At 66.7% G+C, this 18,545-nt stretch carries 20 protein-coding genes and 1 tRNA gene; 11 read left to right on the forward strand and 10 right to left on the reverse strand.

Annotated features, from left to right (window positions below; all coding sequences use genetic code 11):
• Window positions 1–66: 66 nt before the first annotated feature.
• The 5 genes from V7D63_RS10925 (at window position 67) to V7D63_RS10945 (ending at window position 4,104) form a co-directional block, all read left to right on the forward strand.
• Window positions 67–462, forward strand: a complete 396-nt coding sequence (locus V7D63_RS10925) for a hypothetical protein (RefSeq protein WP_333592310.1) — start codon at window positions 67–69, stop codon at window positions 460–462.
• Between the two features lie 128 nt (window positions 463–590).
• The gene (locus tag V7D63_RS10930; protein ID WP_333592311.1) at window positions 591–1,205 is read left to right on the forward strand and encodes an alpha-ketoglutarate-dependent dioxygenase AlkB; all 615 of its coding nucleotides are present in this window, start codon (window positions 591–593) and stop codon (window positions 1,203–1,205) included.
• A gap of 59 nt (window positions 1,206–1,264) precedes the next feature.
• On the forward strand, window positions 1,265–2,155 hold the full coding sequence (locus tag V7D63_RS10935) for a dienelactone hydrolase family protein (RefSeq protein ID WP_333592312.1): 891 nt from the start codon (window positions 1,265–1,267) through the stop codon (window positions 2,153–2,155).
• A 9-nt stretch (window positions 2,156–2,164) separates the two neighbouring features.
• Window positions 2,165–3,220 (forward strand): GSCFA domain-containing protein, encoded by a 1,056-nt coding sequence (locus V7D63_RS10940; protein WP_333592313.1) that lies wholly within the window; start codon window positions 2,165–2,167, stop codon window positions 3,218–3,220.
• Window positions 3,217–4,104 carry a WcbI family polysaccharide biosynthesis putative acetyltransferase gene (locus V7D63_RS10945; protein ID WP_333592314.1) on the forward strand — a complete coding sequence of 296 codons (888 nt, stop codon included), beginning with the start codon at window positions 3,217–3,219 and terminating at the stop codon, window positions 4,102–4,104. Before V7D63_RS10940 ends, V7D63_RS10945 begins: the two co-directional genes overlap by 4 nt.
• Before the next feature lie 477 nt (window positions 4,105–4,581).
• Here V7D63_RS10945 and V7D63_RS10950 read toward each other — a convergent pair whose 3' ends face one another.
• Window positions 4,582–4,950 carry a helix-turn-helix domain-containing protein gene (locus V7D63_RS10950; RefSeq protein ID WP_333592315.1) on the reverse strand — a complete coding sequence of 123 codons (369 nt, stop codon included), beginning with the start codon at window positions 4,948–4,950 and terminating at the stop codon, window positions 4,582–4,584.
• 527 nt (window positions 4,951–5,477) lie between these two features.
• On the opposite strand from V7D63_RS10950, the gene V7D63_RS10955 reads away from it, so the two are divergent.
• The 3 genes from V7D63_RS10955 (at window position 5,478) to V7D63_RS10965 (ending at window position 6,970) form a co-directional block, all read left to right on the forward strand.
• Window positions 5,478–5,873, forward strand: coding sequence for a helix-turn-helix domain-containing protein (locus V7D63_RS10955; RefSeq protein ID WP_333592316.1), 396 nt, complete (start codon window positions 5,478–5,480; stop codon window positions 5,871–5,873).
• A gap of 41 nt (window positions 5,874–5,914) precedes the next feature.
• Window positions 5,915–6,262, forward strand: a complete 348-nt coding sequence (locus tag V7D63_RS10960) for a hypothetical protein (protein WP_333592317.1) — start codon at window positions 5,915–5,917, stop codon at window positions 6,260–6,262.
• 453 nt (window positions 6,263–6,715) lie between these two features.
• Window positions 6,716–6,970 carry a hypothetical protein gene (locus V7D63_RS10965; protein WP_333592318.1) on the forward strand — a complete coding sequence of 85 codons (255 nt, stop codon included), beginning with the start codon at window positions 6,716–6,718 and terminating at the stop codon, window positions 6,968–6,970.
• 134 nt (window positions 6,971–7,104) lie between these two features.
• Here the strand turns inward: V7D63_RS10965 and V7D63_RS10970 are convergent, their stop codons facing one another.
• From V7D63_RS10970 to hemC, 6 genes are all read right to left on the reverse strand, one after another.
• On the reverse strand, window positions 7,105–7,386 hold the full coding sequence (locus tag V7D63_RS10970) for a hypothetical protein (protein ID WP_333592319.1): 282 nt from the start codon (window positions 7,384–7,386) through the stop codon (window positions 7,105–7,107).
• A 35-nt stretch (window positions 7,387–7,421) separates the two neighbouring features.
• The gene (locus V7D63_RS10975) at window positions 7,422–10,124 is read right to left on the reverse strand and encodes a DEAD/DEAH box helicase (protein ID WP_333592320.1); all 2,703 of its coding nucleotides are present in this window, start codon (window positions 10,122–10,124) and stop codon (window positions 7,422–7,424) included.
• Window positions 10,121–11,158 carry a HamA C-terminal domain-containing protein gene (locus tag V7D63_RS10980; protein WP_333592321.1) on the reverse strand — a complete coding sequence of 346 codons (1,038 nt, stop codon included), beginning with the start codon at window positions 11,156–11,158 and terminating at the stop codon, window positions 10,121–10,123. The genes V7D63_RS10975 and V7D63_RS10980 overlap by 4 nt, the downstream gene beginning before the upstream one ends.
• Before the next feature lie 228 nt (window positions 11,159–11,386).
• A tRNA-Thr gene (locus V7D63_RS10985) sits at window positions 11,387–11,462 on the reverse strand.
• Window positions 11,463–11,499: 37 nt separating this feature from the next.
• Window positions 11,500–12,303, reverse strand: a complete 804-nt coding sequence (locus tag V7D63_RS10990; RefSeq protein WP_333592328.1) for a uroporphyrinogen-III synthase — start codon at window positions 12,301–12,303, stop codon at window positions 11,500–11,502.
• Window positions 12,186–13,121, reverse strand: a complete 936-nt coding sequence (gene hemC / locus V7D63_RS10995; RefSeq protein ID WP_442882136.1) for a hydroxymethylbilane synthase — start codon at window positions 13,119–13,121, stop codon at window positions 12,186–12,188. The genes V7D63_RS10990 and hemC overlap by 118 nt, the downstream gene beginning before the upstream one ends.
• A gap of 43 nt (window positions 13,122–13,164) precedes the next feature.
• Between hemC and tsaD the strand changes: the two genes are divergently transcribed.
• The 3 genes from tsaD to V7D63_RS11010 are packed head-to-tail and all read left to right on the forward strand — an operon-like array spanning window position 13,165 to window position 15,724.
• Window positions 13,165–14,337, forward strand: a complete 1,173-nt coding sequence (gene tsaD / locus V7D63_RS11000; RefSeq protein ID WP_333592329.1) for a tRNA (adenosine(37)-N6)-threonylcarbamoyltransferase complex transferase subunit TsaD — start codon at window positions 13,165–13,167, stop codon at window positions 14,335–14,337.
• A 14-nt stretch (window positions 14,338–14,351) separates the two neighbouring features.
• Window positions 14,352–15,350: an NAD(P)H-dependent glycerol-3-phosphate dehydrogenase gene (locus V7D63_RS11005; RefSeq protein ID WP_333592323.1), complete on the forward strand. Its 999-nt coding sequence runs from the start codon at window positions 14,352–14,354 to the stop codon at window positions 15,348–15,350.
• On the forward strand, window positions 15,347–15,724 hold the full coding sequence (locus tag V7D63_RS11010) for a Rieske (2Fe-2S) protein (RefSeq protein ID WP_333592324.1): 378 nt from the start codon (window positions 15,347–15,349) through the stop codon (window positions 15,722–15,724). Before V7D63_RS11005 ends, V7D63_RS11010 begins: the two co-directional genes overlap by 4 nt.
• Here the strand turns inward: V7D63_RS11010 and V7D63_RS11015 are convergent.
• From V7D63_RS11015 to V7D63_RS11025, 3 genes are all read right to left on the reverse strand, one after another.
• Window positions 15,721–16,491, reverse strand: a complete 771-nt coding sequence (locus V7D63_RS11015; protein WP_333592325.1) for a creatininase family protein — start codon at window positions 16,489–16,491, stop codon at window positions 15,721–15,723. The two genes, V7D63_RS11010 and V7D63_RS11015, sit on opposite strands and share 4 nt — an antisense overlap.
• Window positions 16,492–16,543: 52 nt before the next feature.
• Window positions 16,544–17,146, reverse strand: a complete 603-nt coding sequence (locus V7D63_RS11020) for a TetR/AcrR family transcriptional regulator (protein ID WP_333592326.1) — start codon at window positions 17,144–17,146, stop codon at window positions 16,544–16,546.
• A gap of 1 nt (window position 17,147) precedes the next feature.
• Window positions 17,148–18,545: DHA2 family efflux MFS transporter permease subunit (locus V7D63_RS11025; RefSeq protein ID WP_333592327.1), on the reverse strand; the 1,398-nt coding region annotated here is incomplete at its 5' end.

The following is an 18,545-nucleotide window of genomic DNA, read 5'->3' on the forward strand; positions in this document are numbered from 1 at the left end:
CCGAAAGTGCGGCATAACAACGTCATCGCTTCTCCACATCGGGGGAAGCCGTTTGGAGAGAATGAGATGATCCGCCTGAAGTCCGCGGCCCTGTGCGCCGCCGCAGTCGCCACGGCCCTGGGCGCCATGGCCTTCGCCCCGGCCCCCGCCGCGCCCGCGCCCGAGTCCAAGATCGTCGTGACCGAGGTGTCCCGCGACGGCTACAACCGCCGCGTCCGCATCCACAACCAGACCGGCTGGACCATGCTGCGCTTCTATGCGTCGGACTCGCGCAAGTCGGATTGGGAAGAAGACATCCTGGGCGACAGCGTGCTGAACAACGGCCGCAGCGTGACCGTCAACATCGACGACGGATCGGGCGCCTGCGTCTATGACTTCCGCGCCGAATTCACCAACGGCCAGGTCCTGACGCGGATGAACATCAACGTCTGCCAGATCGCGGACTATTACTACACCCGCTGACGCGGGCGTGGGGCGCTAACGCTCGGCTCGCGGAGCCTCGCTGCTTGAGCGGAAATTTTCTGGCGCTGCCGTTCGCGACGCGGCCGCTCTCTGCTTGAGCGCGTGACGCGCGCGCTTATGTTTCGGGGGTGACTGCGCCCCGTGAGATCGAGACGGGGTTCGAGGGCTTCCGGCTGTGGCCGGAAGCCCTTTGCCTTGCCGAACAGGCGGCGTTGGCCGCCGAGGTGCGGGCGGCGGCCCAGGACGCGCCCCCGTATCGGCCGGTGACGCCGGGCGGCAAGCCGCTGTCGGTGCGGATGACCAATCTGGGACCGCTGGGCTGGGTCACCGATCGCGGCGGCTATCGCTATCAGGCGACGCACCCCGAGACCGGCCGCCCGTGGCCGCCGATTCCGGCGCGGCTGACCGATCTGTGGGCCGAACTGCTGGGCGGGCCGCCGCCGGACGCCTGTCTGGTCAATCTGTACGACGCCGAGGCCCGCATGGGCCTGCATCAGGATCGCGACGAAGCCGACCTGGCCGCGCCCGTGCTGTCGGTGTCGCTGGGCGATGAGGCGGTGTTCCGCATCGGGCCGCCGGGCCGGGGACCGACGCGGACCTATCGGCTGCGATCCGGCGACGTCTGCGCCCTGACCGGCCCGGCGCGCCTGGCGCGGCACGGGATCGACCGGGTGCTGGGCGGGTCCTCGGCCCTGATCCCCGGCGGCGGCCGGTTGAACCTGACGCTGCGCCGCGCATCGTGACTCGACGGAACGACGCGCGGTCGGCACTGTCCCGCCCTCGCCGCGCGCAGGAGACCGCCATGACCGCGTTGACCCGTCCCGAAGGCGCCGAGCCTGGGGATTTCAACGTCAGCCGCCGCCTGCTGGGCGGGCTGGTCTTCGCCGGCTACGCCACCGCCGCCCTGGCCCAGGACGCCCGCCCGATCACCACCTCGTCCGACGGCCTGGCGACGGAAATCGTCACCTATCCGGCGCCCGACGGTTTCGACCTGCCCGCCTATGTCGCGCGGCCCGCCGGCGACGGTCCCTTTCCGATGGTCATCGTAGTGTCCGAGATCTTCGGCCTGCACGAATACATCCGCGACGTCTGCCGCCGCCTGGCCCAGGCGGGCTATGCGGCGATCGCCCCGGCCTTCTTCGTGCGCGTCGAGGACCCCGCGCCCCTGGCGGACATGCAACGCATCCAGCAGATCGTCGCCGCCGCAACCTATGAGCAGGTGATGGGCGACATCGCCGCGACCCTGGACTGGGCCAGCGGCCAGTTGTGGGCCAACGCCGACAAGGTCGGGATCACCGGCTTCTGCTGGGGCGGCAAGGTGGTGTGGCAGGCGGCGGCCCGGTTCGCCGCCATCGACGCGGCCGCGGCCTGGTACGGCCGCCTGGCCCCCTCGGCCTCGGCCACGCCAGAACAGATCGCGGCGGGCCGTCCCTGGCCGGTCGATCTGGCGGGCGATCTGAAGGCGCCGGTGCTGGGCCTGTACGGCGGCCAGGACCAGGGCATTCCGAACGCCACGGTCGAGACCATGCGCGCGGCCCTGGCCCGCGAGGGCGCACGAGGCAGCGACATCCGCCTGTATCCCGACGCGCCGCACGGTTTCCACGCCGACTATCGCGCCAGTTACCGGCCGGAGGCGGCGACCGACGGCTGGCGCCGCCTGCTGGCCCATTTCGACGCCATTCTGAAGAGCTGACGCGCGCGCATGGCCAATCCCTATTCCGGCCTGCCGGACCACGCCTTCTGGTCGCGTGCGGTCGCGGGCCGTTCGCCCGATCAGGTGCGCCCGGCGGCGCGCCCCGGCTTCGCCGTCGCCCCGACCGACCGCGTCGCCACCGCCGGAAGCTGTTTCGCCCAGCACATCAGCCGCGCCCTGACCGCGCGCGGCTACGGCTATCTGGTGACCGAGCCGGGACCCGAGGATCAGGGCTATGGCGTGTTTCCGGCCCGGTTCGGCAACATCTATTGCGCGCGCCAACTGCTGCAGATGTTCCAGCGCGCCTATGGCCTGTTCGAGCCGCAAGAGGGCGCATGGCGCACGGCGGACGGCCGCACGGTCGATCCGTTCCGCCCGCGCGTCCAGCCGGGCGGCTTCGTCGACGAGGCGGCCATGCGAGCCGACCGCGAGACCCATCTGGCGGCCGTACGGCGCATGTTCGAGACCCTGGACGTGCTGGTCTTCACCCTGGGCCTGACCGAGGCCTGGGTGTCGGAACGCGATGGGGCGGTGTTTCCGCTGGCGCCGGGCGTGGCGGGCGGGCCGGACGCCGCCGCCCACATCCGGCCGCACAATTTCACGGTGGACGAGACGGTCGCGGACCTGACCGCCGTCATCGCCATGGCGCGGGCGATCCGGCCGGACCTGCGGGTGCTGCTGACGGTGTCGCCGGTGCCGCTGAAGGCGACGTTCGAGGATCGCCACGTCCTGGTCTCGACCGGCTACAGCAAGGCGGTGCTGCGCGCGGCGGCGGGCATGGTCTGCGACGCCCTGGACCGGGTCGACTACTTCCCCAGCTATGAGATCGTGACGGGAATCCAGGCCGGGGCGGGGATGTGGGCCGACGACCTGCGCACGGTGACCGGCGACGGGGTCTCGCGCGTCATGACCGAACTGGCCCGGGCCTATCTGGACCAGGCGGGGGCGCAGGCGGACCCTGCCCCGGCCGCCAGGGCGCCGCACGCCCCGCCCAGCGCCGAACAGCGCGCCGAACAGGCCGCCCTGGCCCAGGTGATCTGCGACGAAGAGGCGATCGAGCCGTGACCCGCGCCTGCGTCATCGGCAACTGCCAGGCCGACGGCCTGGCCGACTGGCTGGGCGCCCTGTCGCCGGGCTTGGCGGTCGAGGCCTTCAGCGTGGCCGGGGTCGCGCCCGACGACCCGGAGGCCCGGGTGCGATGGCGCGCCCTGCTGGACCGTTCGGACTGGGTGGTGATGCAGACCGGCCCGGAACACCGGGCGCGCTTCGGCCTGCCCGAGCCGGACGCTCTGCGCGCCGAGGGCCGACGCGTGACCCTGGCGCCGTGGATCATTTTTCGCGGCTTCCACCCGGACTGCGCCTATCTGTTCCACGACGGCGCGCCGATTCCGGGCGCGGCGGGACCCCTGCAGTCGGCCATCGCCCTGGCGGCGCGGCTGGAGGGCTTGTCTCGGGACAGAACGCTGAGGCTCTACAACGCCTATGTCTATGCACGGCTGGGCTATTTCGACGCCCACGGCGCCGCGCTGGACCTGATGCGCGAGGAATGGACGGCGCTGGGGCTGGACCCGTCGTCGTGGCTGGCGCCCAGGGCCGAACCCTTCATGCACACGATCAACCACCCGATTCCGGCGGTGCTGGAGGACGTGGCGCGCCAACTGCTGTCCGGCGCCGGTCTGCGGGCGGAGGCGGTTCCGACCCATCAGCCGCCCGATCGCCTGATCGGCGGCGGAACCTGGCCGGTCTATCCCGAACTGGCCGCGCGCCTGGGCTTGCAGGGCGGCACGGCCTATCGCCGCCCCGGCCTGGCCGACACGCCGTTGGAGGCGGCCGTCGCGGCGGCCCATGACGGCCTGGACGCGGCCCTGGCCGACGGCTTCGTGTTCGACGCGACGGCCGCGCCCCTGATCGCGCGCGCGCGCGCCTTCATCCGGGACGAGGTGATCTGATCGACGGGAAAAGGGTGGTGCCGCTTAGGTGACTCGAACACCTGACCCCCTCATTACGAAATCCTGTCAGGGAACTCGAAAAAACCTTATTAGATCAGCACTCTAGGCCCGATCTTGCGAGGTGATAGGTAAACGGCCCAGCGACTACCCAAACTCAGGCAAGACCCCCATCTCAGTGTTTCCAATTCGAAGTGCTTCGCGGTGGGGGGCATTCGAAGTTCGACCTGCGCCAGACCTGCAGGCGTGAGCTGGTCCTCGGACCAGTTGCTCGGGTTAGATGCAGACCAATGTCAAAGCCCAAACCCACAAGTTGGCGTGCCAGCAATGAACGTGCTCCGTAGGCAACGGGTAGCTGGCGTCGAGGTCAGGGTCACTCAGGGCGGCCGACAATCAATGGGCGCGCATCAGGCACAAGGCTGCACTGCCAGTCATATCCCCGCGGCAGTCGAATTTTCAGGCTTGTGTAAGGGTTGCCCGCTAGCCCGCCAGCGCGGTGACTAGCACTTTCACTGCCTGGCGTTCTTTTGGGCTCTGCAGCCTTTGGAAACCGGACAGCAGAGCCTGCTCTTCGAACGAGAGCGGCCTCCCCACCGACTTAGCGGCCTCTTCTCGGCGCTTCGGGTAAAAGTCGATAACCGCGAAACCCAAAAATTCGGCAATCTCGTACAGTCTTGAAGCCGAAATCCGATTTTTCCCAGCTTCGTATTTTTGAAGCTGCTGAAAGCTGATACCAACGCCCTTTGCCAGCTGTCCCTGAGTCATTTGCACAGCGTTTCTGCGTTCTGATACTCGAGAGCCGATCCATACATCGAGTGGATTTGGATCTCTTGGCTTGTGGCTTTCCATCTCAACCTCGACGGCATGGTTCGATGCTACTCTTTAGCGATAGCCCAGATCGTACAACCCTGAGTGATGTTCGCAACCGATAGGTGATGGGCGTGTGCGTTTAATGGAGACAGCTTCGGCTCCAGTAGCGTGTCCACACCTGAGGAACTTGGCCAGTGCCGCTGTACCATCAGGGGTAACTCAGGCAGGAATTGAGCCGAGCATTCCCCTCCCTCCCTCGATCCGAAGGCAAGTGCGAAAGTAGCACCTGCTCAAGAGATAAGTCCCAGCCCAGAGCGTCATCACCGTCCACGCGGCGGTAGGACGCCTGCTATGTCCCCGTCATCTGCTCAGCCGACTGATCCTTCGCCGTTCTCGCGCCGTCGCAGCGCCCGCTTGGGCAACGGCTGTGACCTAAAACCTAGCAGGGAGAACGCTTTAAAAGTTTGGCCGACCAATTTGACAGCCTTGCTGCGAGTGACCCGCAATCCACTCACCCGGCTAGACGGAGGAAAAACTCCGTTCATACTGAATCTTGGGAGCGGCTGATGAGACTCACCCCACGCGAGGTTCAGGTGCTGCAGCTGGTGCGCGATGGGCTGCGTAACGGGCAGATCGCCACGCGGCTGGGTGTTTCCGAAGCGACGATCAGGAACACTCTGACCTCGGCCTATCGCAAGTTGGGCGTCTCCAACCGTCAGGATGCGGCGGCCAAATTTACCGAAGAATGGGATGAATTTGGGAGGTATTTGGGCCCTCTCTACCAGCGAAAAACCGTGTTGGATCAAACGGCCAAAGCGGTGTCAGAGCCGCCTAGCCGCTATCGTCCGCCAGAGCCGGGTTTTTTGAACGCGGTTATGGCGCAGAGCCTGATCTTGCTCGTGACGGTCGGGGGCCTGGCTTTCGGGCTCGCTGCGGCCTGGGTGTTCGCGAAGGCCTTCTGACCTTCCGCTCCCTGTCACGTCACACCTGATTGGAGCCGCCAATGTCCCGCACCTTCTTTGCTCGACAGCTGACCGTCAAACTTCACAAGAGCGAGAGAGCTGTCGATCTCGCCATCGCGGAAACCGCCGAACAGATGGCTCTTATGGTCCGGGGTCGCCTGGATCACGGCTTCGCCGTTCAATGTGGACATGACGCGATGCTCTCCATGGCCTCGGCTCAAGCCGGCCTGATCGACAGCCGCACTGCCATCGTGACTGCGCACAACCAGCTGAAGGCCTCCGCCGATCAATTCGGCATCGACTATGCGGTCGCTTCCGGGCCCCAGACAAAACCTGACGAAGACGGCCCCCGTGTGCCCAAAACGGGTTTTCTTCACAGGGTGGCGTGATGCGCGGCGGTCTGACAGCTTATGCGGATGACCTTGGCCCAAACCCTATACTGGACCGGCGCGGCCATGATCACTGGCGTCACGGTCTGGCGCGGCGTACCGACCCAGCGCCTGGTCGCTGTGGGTGTTCTGGCGTCCTTCGTGGCCAGCACTGCGGTCGAAAGCTTGACATGGCAGGGGCTCAGCTGGGGTGTCGCCGTGGTCGAATCTTCCTGGCCGCTGGCCTCTTTCACCTGTCGCTTCAGGGGCGACGATGGTGGTTACACGCCGCCAGCGCATACGCCTGCGTCAACGCATTGGTGCATCTGGGCGCGCTGCTGGACGGCGACATCTGGTGGTGGGGCTATATCACCTCACGCTGGGTGCTGAGCGGCCTGATATTGGCCTCGCCGCTGCTGGGGTTGTGGGAAGAACCCATGGCCCTCCGCTATCTCGCGTTCGAAAGAGCTCGCGATGAGCACCTTCGATCAGGCAGCGGCCGATTGGATGCGCCTCAGCGCTAGCGAAAATCCTGACGACTTCGATGCCCTAGAAAAGGTCGAGCGCTTCCTACTCACCCACCGGCCTAAAGATTTCAAACAGCTGGCCACCATTCTTGCGGTTATCGCCTCGCGCGTGGAAGGCGGGGGTTGCAGCGACGGACGCGACGCCAGCGCGCTTCGGCGGCTCTCACTGCAAACGCCTAGACTGGGAAGGCGAGCCGCATGAACCCCTTATGTCGCGGACAGCGGCCGAAGCGCCGCCCGGAAGGCAGGCGAAAATTGGAGTGACTCTCACAGGTCAAAAATAAAGGTAGCCCCGCCCACAGCCGGATCAGGGTCATGGGCGGGGTTTATAGGGTGTCAGGCGGCGTTCTGCTTTGCGGCCACGGCCTCGACCGCCGCGCGAAGCGTATCCATGCCGGTGCCTAGGAGCAGCACCGTGTCATATTGCAGGGTGAGGTTCTGCGACACCGACCGCTCCACCTGCCAAGCGAACTCATCCTCGATCCGGTCGGTCGGTAGGAGAGGGCGGTGCAGGTCTTTGTCGTTGGCCGGAACCTTGGCGAAACGCCCGTTGAAGTCGGCGACGAGGCCCGGAAGGTATGTGCATGCCAACATTGCGATCGCGGCACCGATCAGCATGCAACCCGAAGACCAATAGCGGACGCGCGACCCTGTCAGGAATCACCCTCGTCAACCGCATTGTCATTCGCGGAAACAGGCGCGTCCGCCGCTTCCAGCAACCCACTTTCGGCATTCGCGCGAGCGATAGCTTCTTGGGATGCAAGCCCGAGTTTGCCGAGCTCGGCGAGCACAATTGGGCCAAGCTTGAACGGCGCTAAATCTTCCTGCCGAAGCCAATCTCGTGCCCGATCAACCGACATATCCGAGTCAGGGAAGTGTGGTTCGAGAGCGGTTGCAGCGATCCGAGATAAGCCCAGTTCCATGAATGACCAGCCAGAGCGGGTCGAAACGCCGAGCTCCAGCGCTAGAGCAAAATCGAAGATTTCGGGTACGCGGTGTTCGAGACCGCAAGTCTGAAGTGCGAGCACGAGAACGTCATAGTAAGCCTTTCCGAGCTGAACATATCGGAAGCGAACGACGTCTTCGATCAGCGCGAAGATCTCGTAGATCACGTTGTTCACGTCAACCGCACGCGGAGCGCGTCGGCGACTCCGAGGCTCACGTTGAAGCAAAGCCGTATGGGCGTTTAGCTCTCGCGTGTAACGCGTCCTTGCGGACTTTACAGCGCTCGACAGGAGAACTGGGTACGGCTTTCCCTCCATCCACATAACTGCTGGCAGCGCTGCCTTTTCGGGCAGCTTGCCGGATGCCCCGAGATTCACACGCCCCTCGATCCTTCTAAAGAGTTCGGCGTACCGCTCTCTCGCTGTCGTGGGATTTGCCAGTGGACTCTGGGGGATCATTGCATCCGCATTGCCCTGTTCAATCTGCTCGATCAGGTAGTTCAACAAGCGCCGAAGGCCAAAGGGATCAACCGTCCAATTGGTCGCTAACAATGACGCCGGGAGATTAATTTTCGAGCCGGCCTCGGTAGCTGCTGCAATCAAGGCCGACCGCTGCGGTTCAGGGCTCTGCGGCAACGTGCGGTCAATAAAGGCGGCCACGTCGCCCCTGACAGCGCGGGAGATTAGGAGGCCAGCCGCGGCTCGCACTTTGGAAGGAGTCTCGTCCTGTGGGGACACAGGCGGCATTTCTCCACCGAGTGCCTTCGTCAGCTCAGTTGCGTGATTCTCGACCGTGCGACGGAAAGCCGGCTCGATCTTATAGCCGACAAAGTGATCCATCGGCTTTTCAGGCCAATTTTCGTAATCGACCAAGAAGACATTGCCTACGACATCGGCCTTCATCCGACCGGCGCGCCCTGCAAAATTCCAAAGCTCAGCGGCATCTAAAGCGTTGCCACGCCCGCGGGTCGAGGTGTCGATGAAGACATTACGCGCCGGAAGGTTCACGCCTTGGAAAAGTGTGGTTGTACACGCCAAGAATCGAAGATCGCCCGCCTTGAAGGCTCCCTCGATGGCCTCGCGGAGAAGCGTCGGCATCTTACCGTAATGGAATGCGACCCCGCGCTTCACCAACCGAGCCAAACCGTAGTCTGGGTGGATATGTTGCTTGATGAACTGGGCGAGCACATCAAGGCTTGGTTTTCCGTCCTGCTTACAGCCCTGAGCCAAATTCAAGGCGACGAACTCGGCGTGTTTGGGCCCTGTGGCGTAGACCAAGGACCCCCCATCCCCACCAAGCTCGAGAGCAACCGCTGCAAGGCGGCTTTCTGGATGCGAGAACCCCCGATCTGCCGTCAGCGTCCCTAGTTTGACGCTTCCAGTCTCAGTCATGATCCGCAGCGTAAGTGTTCTTGGAATGCGTCCTGGGCTTGCGAGAATCCGGTTCTGGATGACCGATGGTAAACGCGATTCCGCAGGCTCGAGATGAGGTGCGCCAAATGAGCGCCCAAGCTCGACAAAGCCTGCCGCACCTGGAGCGAGCATGACCAAACGAGCTTTCGGACTACGGGAAAGGATCTGATCTAGCGTCTCCTGAAGTATCATGCCGCGCGACCCATCAGAGACATTCTGGGCCTCATCTACGATCACGAGATCGAATGTCGGGTCAGAGACGGCGAGCAGTACCTGCAGCCGCTCCTGAGTCAGTACGAACACCTGCCTAGCGTCAGCGACGGTTCCGGGCGTGGGGACGGTAGATACCCGCACCGCACTGTCCTGAAGCCTTCTCTGAATTGATGCATGAACTTCGGAGAGAAGAGCGCGTGTCGGCGCGATATATACGGCCGTGAACTCGCCGGGTGCCTGCTCGACGAGGCGACAGAGATGCTCGATCACCAAAAAAGACTTCCCGGCGGAGGTGGGCGCCGAGATCGCAAGGGCTCTGGCTTGCTGCAGCCGGTCCCACGCACGTTTCTGGAAATCAGTGAGCGACAATCGTTCATCGCCGACGTCAAAGGCGTTCAGATCCCGCGAAACCGCTGCGCGGAGGCTTTGGGCGAGTCCAACGACATCGTCGGAATGACGGCTCTCCGCGTATGTCAGGGCCGGGAAGTTCCCGAGGTCTGTGAGCAGCCGAAACGGAGGTTCGACCCCGATATCGTGGCCTCTTGCCAACAAGCTTCCCAGTGCAACCGACTGCGCCAAGGCTCGCAGCGGTTCCTGATCTGATTGCACGAAGACGCTTGCGCAATAAAGCAACCGGTGGACGGCATCCGTGCTGAGGTACTCGGGCTCGTCAGTAAATTTCCCTGGGAGCACAGCGAGCGCCGCCTCTGCCTGAAGTGCATCAAAATCGGCAGCAAATTGCTCATTGGCGATGAGTCGATTGGCGAGTTCAGTGGTGAACGTCACGGCACGGTGACCTCGAGTTCGACATCCTCATCCTCAGCGTCGTCATCCGGGAACGCTGCTGGAACCGGTAACCCTAAAGCGCGGTAGAACGCCTTTCTGAGTTCGTTGACATCGGGCACGGCAACGAAGAATAGGGTAGCCTTGGCTGGGTTACCGCCCGACTTTATGATCGCCTGTTCGGCGAAAGCTCGAAGCGCGGCGTGATCGGCCCCGTAAACTTTTGAAAAATGAGTCTGGTGAGCTTCGACAGGCCCATCGTTGACAGGGAGTTTATCGGCATAGTGCTTTGGCTCAGAGTGGCAAATCACTCCGACGAAACGCTCACGCCTCGGGAGTTCCGGCTTATTCCAGATGTCGAAGTAGTCGATCGCTGCTTGTCGCGCCGCGCCGGTCAAGGAGTCGAGGTGTCCCAAGTCGCCAACAAGTTGGTACTCTCGGGCGTACAGTTTCTTGTCGGCCAAGAAGTCAGCGGCTGACTTTGCATAGCGCGCCGCGCCGGTGCGCGCCGCCCCAGCAAGTTTCGCCTCCAAAAAATAAACTGTGAGCGCGCCATTTTCGAATGCCGCGTGGACGCCATCCAAACCGTGGAAGGGCATATTGACTGCGGTCTTCAAAGCCATCTTGGCCGCCACCTGCGGCGCTGAGAGATGTCGCTGGACAATGCAGTATGCGAGCACTTCGCCAAGCTCGCTTGCCCTAGATGGATGGCGGGCGTTGAAGTCTATAAAAACGTCTCGGACAAGCGCCGCAATCCTAACGGCCTTAGAAACATCATTCGCAACCTGCTCATGAAGCTCGAGCCGCTTCCGTCTGGGGAGCGCATAGTACACGCATTGTTCGACTAGAACGCGCGCAAGATCGTCTACCAGCGGCAAATCTTCGCGAAAGCGCGGGTGCAGTAGCCCAGTCCGCGGCCCCTCACCTTCGGCCGGCTGATCGTGCGGCACTGTGCAGATCAAGATTGCATCAAGATCGCACGGGTTCTTGAGCGCTGAAAGCGCGTTGATGATCTCGGATTCTTGCGCCTTGTCCACGCGGAAAGCTCGGTCTGATTCAAGCGATCATATCTGGCGATCATGATTCGCTCGAATCTTCCACCAAAGCGAGAGCGCGCTGACTGGTTCACCTTCCCATTTGGGGTAGAGCTGCTTCAGTCTGGACGCTGCAAGCGTTGAAAGCGACGCGCCCTAGTTGGGACCCATCTGATTCCCACGCAGAAGCAACTCCGCGCCCGGCGGCAAGACGTTCCCGTGTAGGAGTGGTGGTGCCGCTTAGGTGACTCGAACACCTGACCCCCTCATTACGAATGAGGTGCTCTACCAGCTGAGCTAAAGCGGCCCACGACGCGGGCCATGCCCGACGCGAGCCGCGCTCTTTATACGGCGATGGGCGGCTTGCCAAGTCGGGCCAGCAGCGCCGCGTCGTCGGGCGCGGCCGCGATGTGCGTTTCGGCGAAGGGCAGCTCGGCCAGGAAGGCGGCCGCCTTGGCGGAAATGGCGCAGGCGATGCGGCCGCGAGCGGTGTCGGGAGCCAGGACGGCGGCCAGGGCGCGGGCGGCGCGGGGCGAGTGGATCAGTACGGCGTCGAAGGCGTCCGGCGCGCCCAGGCCGGTCTGGACCGCGCGATAGACCGGCAGGGGTTCGACCCAGGCGTGGCCTTCGATCAGCGCCCCCAGGTCCCCGGCCGGGGTCTCGGCCCCCGGATGCTGCAGGCGGGCGCCCTTCAGCGCCGGGTCCGACCGGATCAGGGCGGCCAGGGCGTCCAGGTCGCCGTCGGCGGAGCGCACCGAGGCGAAGCCCGCCGCGCGCGCGGCCTGGGCCGTGGTCTGGCCGACCGCCAGGACGGGGACGGCGCGGTCGGCGTCCAAGGGCGCCCAGGCGGCGACGCCGTTGACGCTGGTGAAGACCAGGGCGTCGGGGCGGCCGGACGGCGGAACCGGCGACAGGGTCTCGATGCGCAGCAGCGGCCGGACGATCGGCTGGAAGCCCAGCTCGGCCAGGCGCGTGGCCGTGCGGGCGGCGCCGGGTTCGGCGCGGGTGACCCAGACCTGGCGGATCGGTCTCAGAGTTCTATCCGTTGGTCGCCCGCCTCGGCGTGGACGGCGCGGCCCAGCTCCAGGCCCAGGGCGTGGGCGGCGTCGGTTCCGGCGTCGGCGGCCGTTTCCCCGGCGCGGCGCCAGCGGGCCGAGCCGTCGGGAGCCAGCATCTCGACCGTCAGCCGCAGGCGGCCCTCGGCGATCACGCCCAGGGCGCCAATGGCGGTGCGGCACGAGCCTTCCAGCGCCGTCATGGCCCCGCGCTCGGCCGCGACGCACAGGGCGGTGTCGGCGTGGTTCAGGGCCTTCAGCCAGGGGGCGTCGGCGTCTTCGGCCCGGCTCTGGATGGCCAGGGCGCCCTGGCCCGGTGCGGGCAGGAAGGCGTCGGCCGACAGCCGCTCGCCGATCACGCCGGCCAGACCCAGCCGCGACAAGCCCGCCGAGGCCAACAGAATGGCGTCGAAATCGCCCTCTTGAAGACGGCGCAGCCGGGTGTCGACATTGCCGCGCAGCATCTCGATCTTCAGGTCGGGCCGCAGGGCCAGGGCCTGGGCCTGGCGCCGCAGCGAGGCGGTGCCCAGGACGGCGCCCGGGGGCAGGTCGTCGAAGGTTTCGGCGTCGCGGCCGATGAAGGCGTCGCGCGGGTCCTCGCGCTCGGGCACGGCGGCGATGGCCAGGCCCGGCGGCTGTTCGGCCGGAACGTCCTTCATCGAATGGACGGCCAGGTCGATGCGGCCGTCCAGCAGCGCGTCCTCGATCTCTTTCGTGAACAGGGCCTTGCCGCCGATCTCCAGCAGGCGGCGGTCCTGGACCCGGTCGCCGGTGGTGACGATCTCGACCAGCCGCACCTGGTCGATCGGCAGACCCGCCGCCGCCGCCACGGCGCGTTGCATCATGCCCGACTGCGCCAGGGCCAGTTTCGAGCGGCGCGTGCCGATGCGGATGGGTCCGTCGGTGGGGATCATGAACGTTGCGCTGTGGGTTGGGGGTCGCTACCTCGACCCGATGACGATGGGCGCGGATTATAGCAGTCCGGCCGGGGCGGCGAGCAAGGCCCTGACCGTGCTGGGCATCGAGACCAGTTGCGACGAGACCGCCGCCTCGGTGGTGCGCCTGTCGGCGGCGGGGGCCGAGGTGCTGTCCTCGGTGGTGCACAGCCAGATCACCGAACACGCGGCCTTCGGCGGCGTGGTGCCCGAGATCGCCGCGCGCAGCCATGTGGAGATGATCGGCGGGGTCGCCGCCCGCGCCCTGGCCGACGCCGGGCTGGACTATGGCGACATGGACGGCGTCGCCGCCACCGCCGGGCCGGGCCTGGTCGGCGGGGTCATGGTGGGGCTGAGTTTCGCCAAGGGCGCGGCCCTGGCGCGGGACCTGCCGCTGATCGCGGTCAATCATCTGGAGGGGCACGCCGTATCGGCGCGGCTGGGGACCGAGATCGCCTATCCCTTCCTGCTGCTGCTGGTCTCGGGCGGGCATTGCCAGCTTCTGGAGGTGCGCGGCATCGGCGACATGAGCCGCCTGGGCACCACCATCGACGACGCGGCCGGAGAGGCCTTCGACAAGATCGCCAAGGCCATGGACCTGGGCTATCCGGGCGGCCCGGCGCTGGAGCGGCTGGCCGAGACCGGCGACGGGTCGCGCTTCGCCCTGCCGCGCGCCCTGTTGGGCCGCAAGGGCTGCGACTTCTCCTTCTCGGGCCTGAAGACGGCCGCCTCGCGCCTGGTCGAGACCTGCACGACGGATCAGGACCGCGCCGACCTGGCCGACGCCGTCCAGAGCGCCATCGCCCGGCAACTGACCGAACGCTCGGAGCGGGCCATGCAGGCCTATGCCGAGCGGAACGCGCCCGCCCTCAAGCCGCCTCGCTCCGCGAGCGAGGCGATAGGGCCGGAAAAGATGCTGTTCGTGGTCGCGGGCGGCGTCGCGGCCAACAAGACCGTGCGGCGCACGCTGGAGGCCGCGGCGGCGAAACACGGCTTCGATTTCGTGGCCCCGCCCCTGGCCTATTGCACCGACAACGCCGCCATGATCGCCCTGGCGGGGGCCGAGCGGCTGGCGCGGGGCATGGTCTCGGACCTGGATGTGGCGGCGCGGCCGCGATGGCCGCTGGACGAGGCGCGCGCGACAGCCGATCCTGTCCATGCCAAGACCGGGCGCAAAGGCGCCAAGGCGTGAGCGGGGAAGACCGGATGGAGTTTCGCACGGCGGGGGTGATCGGCGCGGGCGCCTGGGGCACGGCCCTGGCCCAGGTGGCGGCGCGCGCGGGGCTGGACGTCCTGTTGCAGGCGCGCGAGCCGGAGGTGGTCGAAAGCGTCCGCCAGCGCCGCGTCAACGAGGCCTTCCTGCCGGGCGTGGTCCTGGAGGACCGGGTCCAGGTGACGGCCGACCTGGCCGACCTGGGGGCGTGCGACGTCATTCTGGCGGTGCCGCCGGCCCAGTTCATGCGCTCGACCCTGCAAGCCTTCGCGCCGCATCACCGGACGGAGGTTCCGATCGTCCTGTGCTCCAAGGGGGTTGAGCGCGGCTCGTTGAAGCTGATGACCGACGTGCTGTCGGAAACGATCCCCGAGGCGCCGCAGGCGGTGCTGTCGGGACCCAGTTTCGCGGGCGAGGTGGCGCGCGGCCTGCCCAGCGCGGTGACCCTGGCCTGCGCCGACGAGACGCTGGGTGAGGCGTTGATGTGGACCCTGTCGGCGCCGGGGTTTCGGCCCTATCTGGCCGCCGACCTGATCGGGGCCGAGGTCGGCGGGGCGGTCAAGAACGTCTTGGCCATCGCCTGCGGCATGAGCGAGGGGCGCGGCCTGGGCCGATCCGCCCACGCCGCCATCATCACCCGCGGCTTCGCCGAAATGACCCGGCTGGGCGTGGCCATGGGCGGCCAGGCGGAGACGGTGGCGGGCCTGTGCGGCCTGGGCGACCTGGTGCTGACCTGCTCCAGCCCGCAGTCGCGCAACATGAGCCTGGGCCTGGCCCTGGGCCTGGGCCAGTCGGTGGAACAGGCCCTGGCCGGGAAACAGTCGGTGGCCGAAGGTTATGAGAGCGCGCCCGCCGTGCGCCAACTGGCCGCCAAGATGGGCGTGGACATGCCGATCTGCCTGGCGGTCTCGGACCTGCTCAGCGGCGAGACGACGGTGGATCAGGTGATCGACGACCTGTTGTCGCGGCCGCTGAAGACCGAGCGGGAATGAGCGAGCCGATCCCCGCCGACCGGCCGCGCGTCTGGAAGACGCCGCCGAACGTGGCCCTGTGCGCCGAGGAGGACATCGCCGAACCCGGCGCCCGTTCGTTCGTGCTCCAGATCGGCGAGGCCTATTTCCACGGCTTCGTGGTCAGGAAGGACGGGGCGGTGGCGGGATACGTCGACCGCTGCCCGCACGCCGGAAACCCGCTGGCGATCGAACTGGACCGCTATCTGACGCCGGACGGGTCGTTGATCCTGTGCGCATGGCACGGGGCGGCGTTCGAGCCGCTGACCGGCCTGTGCGTGGCGGGGCCGTGCGCGGGCGGGCGGCTGACGCCCTGGCCGGTCAAGGCCGAGGGCGGGGTGATCCGCACGGCCTAGGTCAGGGCCGGCAGCCGTTCCGCGGCGAAGGCCGTGACGTCGTCCAACAGCCCCGCCCTGGCCGCGTCGATGATGCGGCGGCCCAGTTCCGGGCTGGCCTGGGCCGGGTCCGAGCCGATGCGGCCGTCGGGGAAGCGCGCCCGATAGTCGGCGGCGTCGCGGATCGGGCCGGTGGGGGCGATCCTGGGGCTGTAGTCGGCGATCTTGATCCGGTCGGGATAGGCCGCCTGGGTCACGGCGATCTCGGACGGGGTGGCGTGCGAGCCGTGGCCGGTCGGAAACAGGCTGTTGCACAGGGCGGTGACCCCCGGCAGGTCCCACCAGTTCTTCAGCTTCAGGGCGAAACCCATCGGTTCGTCGGCGAACGACCATTCGGCATGGATCTCGGCGAAGGCGGCCTCGATGGAGGCGATGTTGCCGCCGTGGCCGTTCAGGAAATAGATCCGCTCGAAGCCGTGGCGGTTCAGCGACGAGACCCAGTCGCCGATGGCGGCCATGAAGGTCGAGGGCCGCAGGGTGATGGTGCCGGGAAAGCCCAGATGATGCTGGGCCATGCCGATGTTGAAGGTCGGGGCCACGATGACCTGATCCGCCTGGGCCTCCAGGTCGTGGGCGATGATCTCGGGGCACAGCCAGTCGGTGCCCAGAAGGCCGGTCGGCCCGTGCTGTTCATTGGAGCCGATGGGCACGACCACCGTCTTCGACAGGGGATCGCCGGACTTCAGCCGCGCGTCGATCTCGGGCCAGGACGACAGATGGATCAGCATGGCGGGACTCCTTCGGACTGAGGGGTCGATCTAGGCCGATCCGGCGCCCGTGTCAGCCTTGGGGGGAGAAGGCGCGGATGAAGCGGCGGGCGGTTTCCACGGCGCGGGTCTCGACCTTGTCGGCGTCGGGATGGGGAACACCCAAGAGGCTGCGCAGATGGCCGTGGCCCAGGGCCATGCCCGAGAACATCTCGGCCGCGTGGTCGGGATCGGGCACGCGCAGACGCCCCGCCTGGTCCTGCTCGGCCAGCCAGGCGGCGATGCGGCGCAGCGATTCGCCCGGGCCGGCGTCGTAGATGGCGCGGGCCAGGTCCGGCGCCTCGGGCGACACCAGGGCCACGCCGCGCAGCGAGGCCCCCTTGTCGGCGTGGCAGATGCGCCGGATCAGCGAGGCGGCCATGGCCGTCAGCACCGTCTCGACGTCGCCGCCGACGCGCAACGGGGCGGTGATGGCGTCGCTGCGACGCGCGGCCAGGGCGCGGGCGATCTCGGCCTTGGAGGCGTAGCGGTTGTAGAGGGTCTGTTTCGACACCCCGGCGCGGCGCGCGATCTCGTCCATCGAGGCGGCCAGCCCCTTTTCGCCGAACAGGACGGCGGCGGCTTCGAGGATGGCCTCGGTCTTGGCTTCGTCGACCTGTCCGGCCACGCGCGGCATGTCAGTGCACCTCCGAGGGGGCGGCGTCGGCCGGGGCCTTCACCGGCCGCGACAACAGGGTCACGAAGGCCGCGAAGGCGCAAGCGACGGCCAGGATGGCGAAGGCGTCGCCGAAGGCCAGGGTCGTCGCCTGGCGCCGCAACATGCCGCCCAGGGCCTGCATCGCCGCGCCCTGGGGGTCGATGGAGCCGGAGAACCGTTCGGTCATGCCGGCCAGAAGCGCGGTCATGCGGCCGTTGGTCTGATCGATGCGGTCGGTCAGCTCGCCCATATGGACCGCCGTGCCGGTCAACAGGGTGGTGTTCAGAAAGGCCAGGCCGAAGGCGCCGCCGACGTTGCGGCTGAGATTCACCAGGCCCGAGGCGTTCTTGACCATGTGCGGCGGCAGGGTCGACATGGTCACCTGCTGCGAGGCGATCATGGCCAGCATGACGCCGACCCCGCGCAGGGCCTGGACCCCGGCGAATTCCCAGAACCCCCATTCGGTGGTCACGGCGTGGGCGTCCCACATGCCCCAGGCGCACAGCATGAAGCCGGTGAACATCAAGACGCGCGGGTCCAGCCGGCGCACCAGCCGCCCGGCGAACGGGCCGGTGGCGAACATGGCCAGGCCCGAAACGACCATGGTGGTGCCGACCTCGGCCGGCGAATAGTCGCGCACCCGCGCCAGGAACAGCGGCAACAGGAAGGTGCCCCCGAACAGGGCCGCGCCGACCGTGAAGGTCATGACGACGCCGACGCTGAAATTGCGGTTGGCGAAGGCCCTCAGCTCGACGATCGGGTTGCGATAGGTCAGCGAGCGCCAGACGAAGGCCGGGCCGGTGACGGCGGCGACCACGCTGAGCAGCAGGATCTGGTCGTCGGCGAACCAGTCGTTCTTGGCCCCTTCCTCCAGCACGAATTGCAGGCTCATCAGGAAGACGGCCATCAGGCCCAGCCCCCACCAGTCGAAACCCTTGGCCAGTGACGGGTCGCCCTTGTCGAACCGGGCGTAGCGGCCGACCAGGAACAGCACCAGGGCGCCGGGCACGACGTTGATGAAGAACAGCCAGCGCCAGCTCAGCCACTCGGTCAGATGCCCGCCCAGGGTCGGGCCGACGGTCGGGGCTAGGGTCACGATCAGACCCATGACCACGCTGGCCGTGACCCGCCTCTCGGGCGGAAAGGCGGTGAAGGCGACGGCGAAGACGGTCGGGATCATGGCCCCGCCGACGAAGCCTTGCAGCGCCCGAAAGACGATCATCATGTCGATCGACGACGACAGGCCGGTGGCGACGCTCATGATCAGAAAGCCGGCGCAACTGACCAGAAACACCTTCTGGGTGCCCCACAGCCGCGACAGATAGCCCGACAGGGGGATCATCACGACCTCGGGGATCAGATAGGCCGTCTGGACCCA

Origin of the sequence: Brevundimonas sp. (assembly GCF_036732845.1) — a bacterium.
In the GTDB taxonomy this organism is placed as follows: Bacteria; Pseudomonadota; Alphaproteobacteria; order Caulobacterales; family Caulobacteraceae; genus Brevundimonas.

Excerpts from the sequence above, each read along its gene's own strand:
- V7D63_RS11005 (WP_333592323.1), top strand. The coding sequence starts at position 14,352 with ATGGAGTTTCGCACGGCGGGGGTGATCGGCGCGGGCGCCTGGGGCACG.
- V7D63_RS10935 (WP_333592312.1), top strand. The coding sequence starts at position 1,265 with ATGACCGCGTTGACCCGTCCCGAAGGCGCCGAGCCTGGGGATTTCAAC.
- V7D63_RS10960 (WP_333592317.1), top strand. The coding sequence starts at position 5,915 with ATGTCCCGCACCTTCTTTGCTCGACAGCTGACCGTCAAACTTCACAAG.
- V7D63_RS10955 (WP_333592316.1), top strand. The coding sequence starts at position 5,478 with ATGAGACTCACCCCACGCGAGGTTCAGGTGCTGCAGCTGGTGCGCGAT.
- V7D63_RS11020 (WP_333592326.1), bottom strand. The coding sequence starts at position 17,146 with ATGCCGCGCGTGGCCGGACAGGTCGACGAAGCCAAGACCGAGGCCATC.
- V7D63_RS11015 (WP_333592325.1), bottom strand. The coding sequence starts at position 16,491 with ATGCTGATCCATCTGTCGTCCTGGCCCGAGATCGACGCGCGGCTGAAG.
- V7D63_RS11010 (WP_333592324.1), top strand. The coding sequence starts at position 15,347 with ATGAGCGAGCCGATCCCCGCCGACCGGCCGCGCGTCTGGAAGACGCCG.
- V7D63_RS10970 (WP_333592319.1), bottom strand. The coding sequence starts at position 7,386 with ATGCTGATCGGTGCCGCGATCGCAATGTTGGCATGCACATACCTTCCG.
- V7D63_RS10940 (WP_333592313.1), top strand. The coding sequence starts at position 2,165 with ATGGCCAATCCCTATTCCGGCCTGCCGGACCACGCCTTCTGGTCGCGT.
- V7D63_RS10950 (WP_333592315.1), bottom strand. The coding sequence starts at position 4,950 with ATGGAAAGCCACAAGCCAAGAGATCCAAATCCACTCGATGTATGGATC.
- V7D63_RS10925 (WP_333592310.1), top strand. The coding sequence starts at position 67 with ATGATCCGCCTGAAGTCCGCGGCCCTGTGCGCCGCCGCAGTCGCCACG.
- tsaD (WP_333592329.1), top strand. The coding sequence starts at position 13,165 with ATGACGATGGGCGCGGATTATAGCAGTCCGGCCGGGGCGGCGAGCAAG.
- V7D63_RS10965 (WP_333592318.1), top strand. The coding sequence starts at position 6,716 with ATGAGCACCTTCGATCAGGCAGCGGCCGATTGGATGCGCCTCAGCGCT.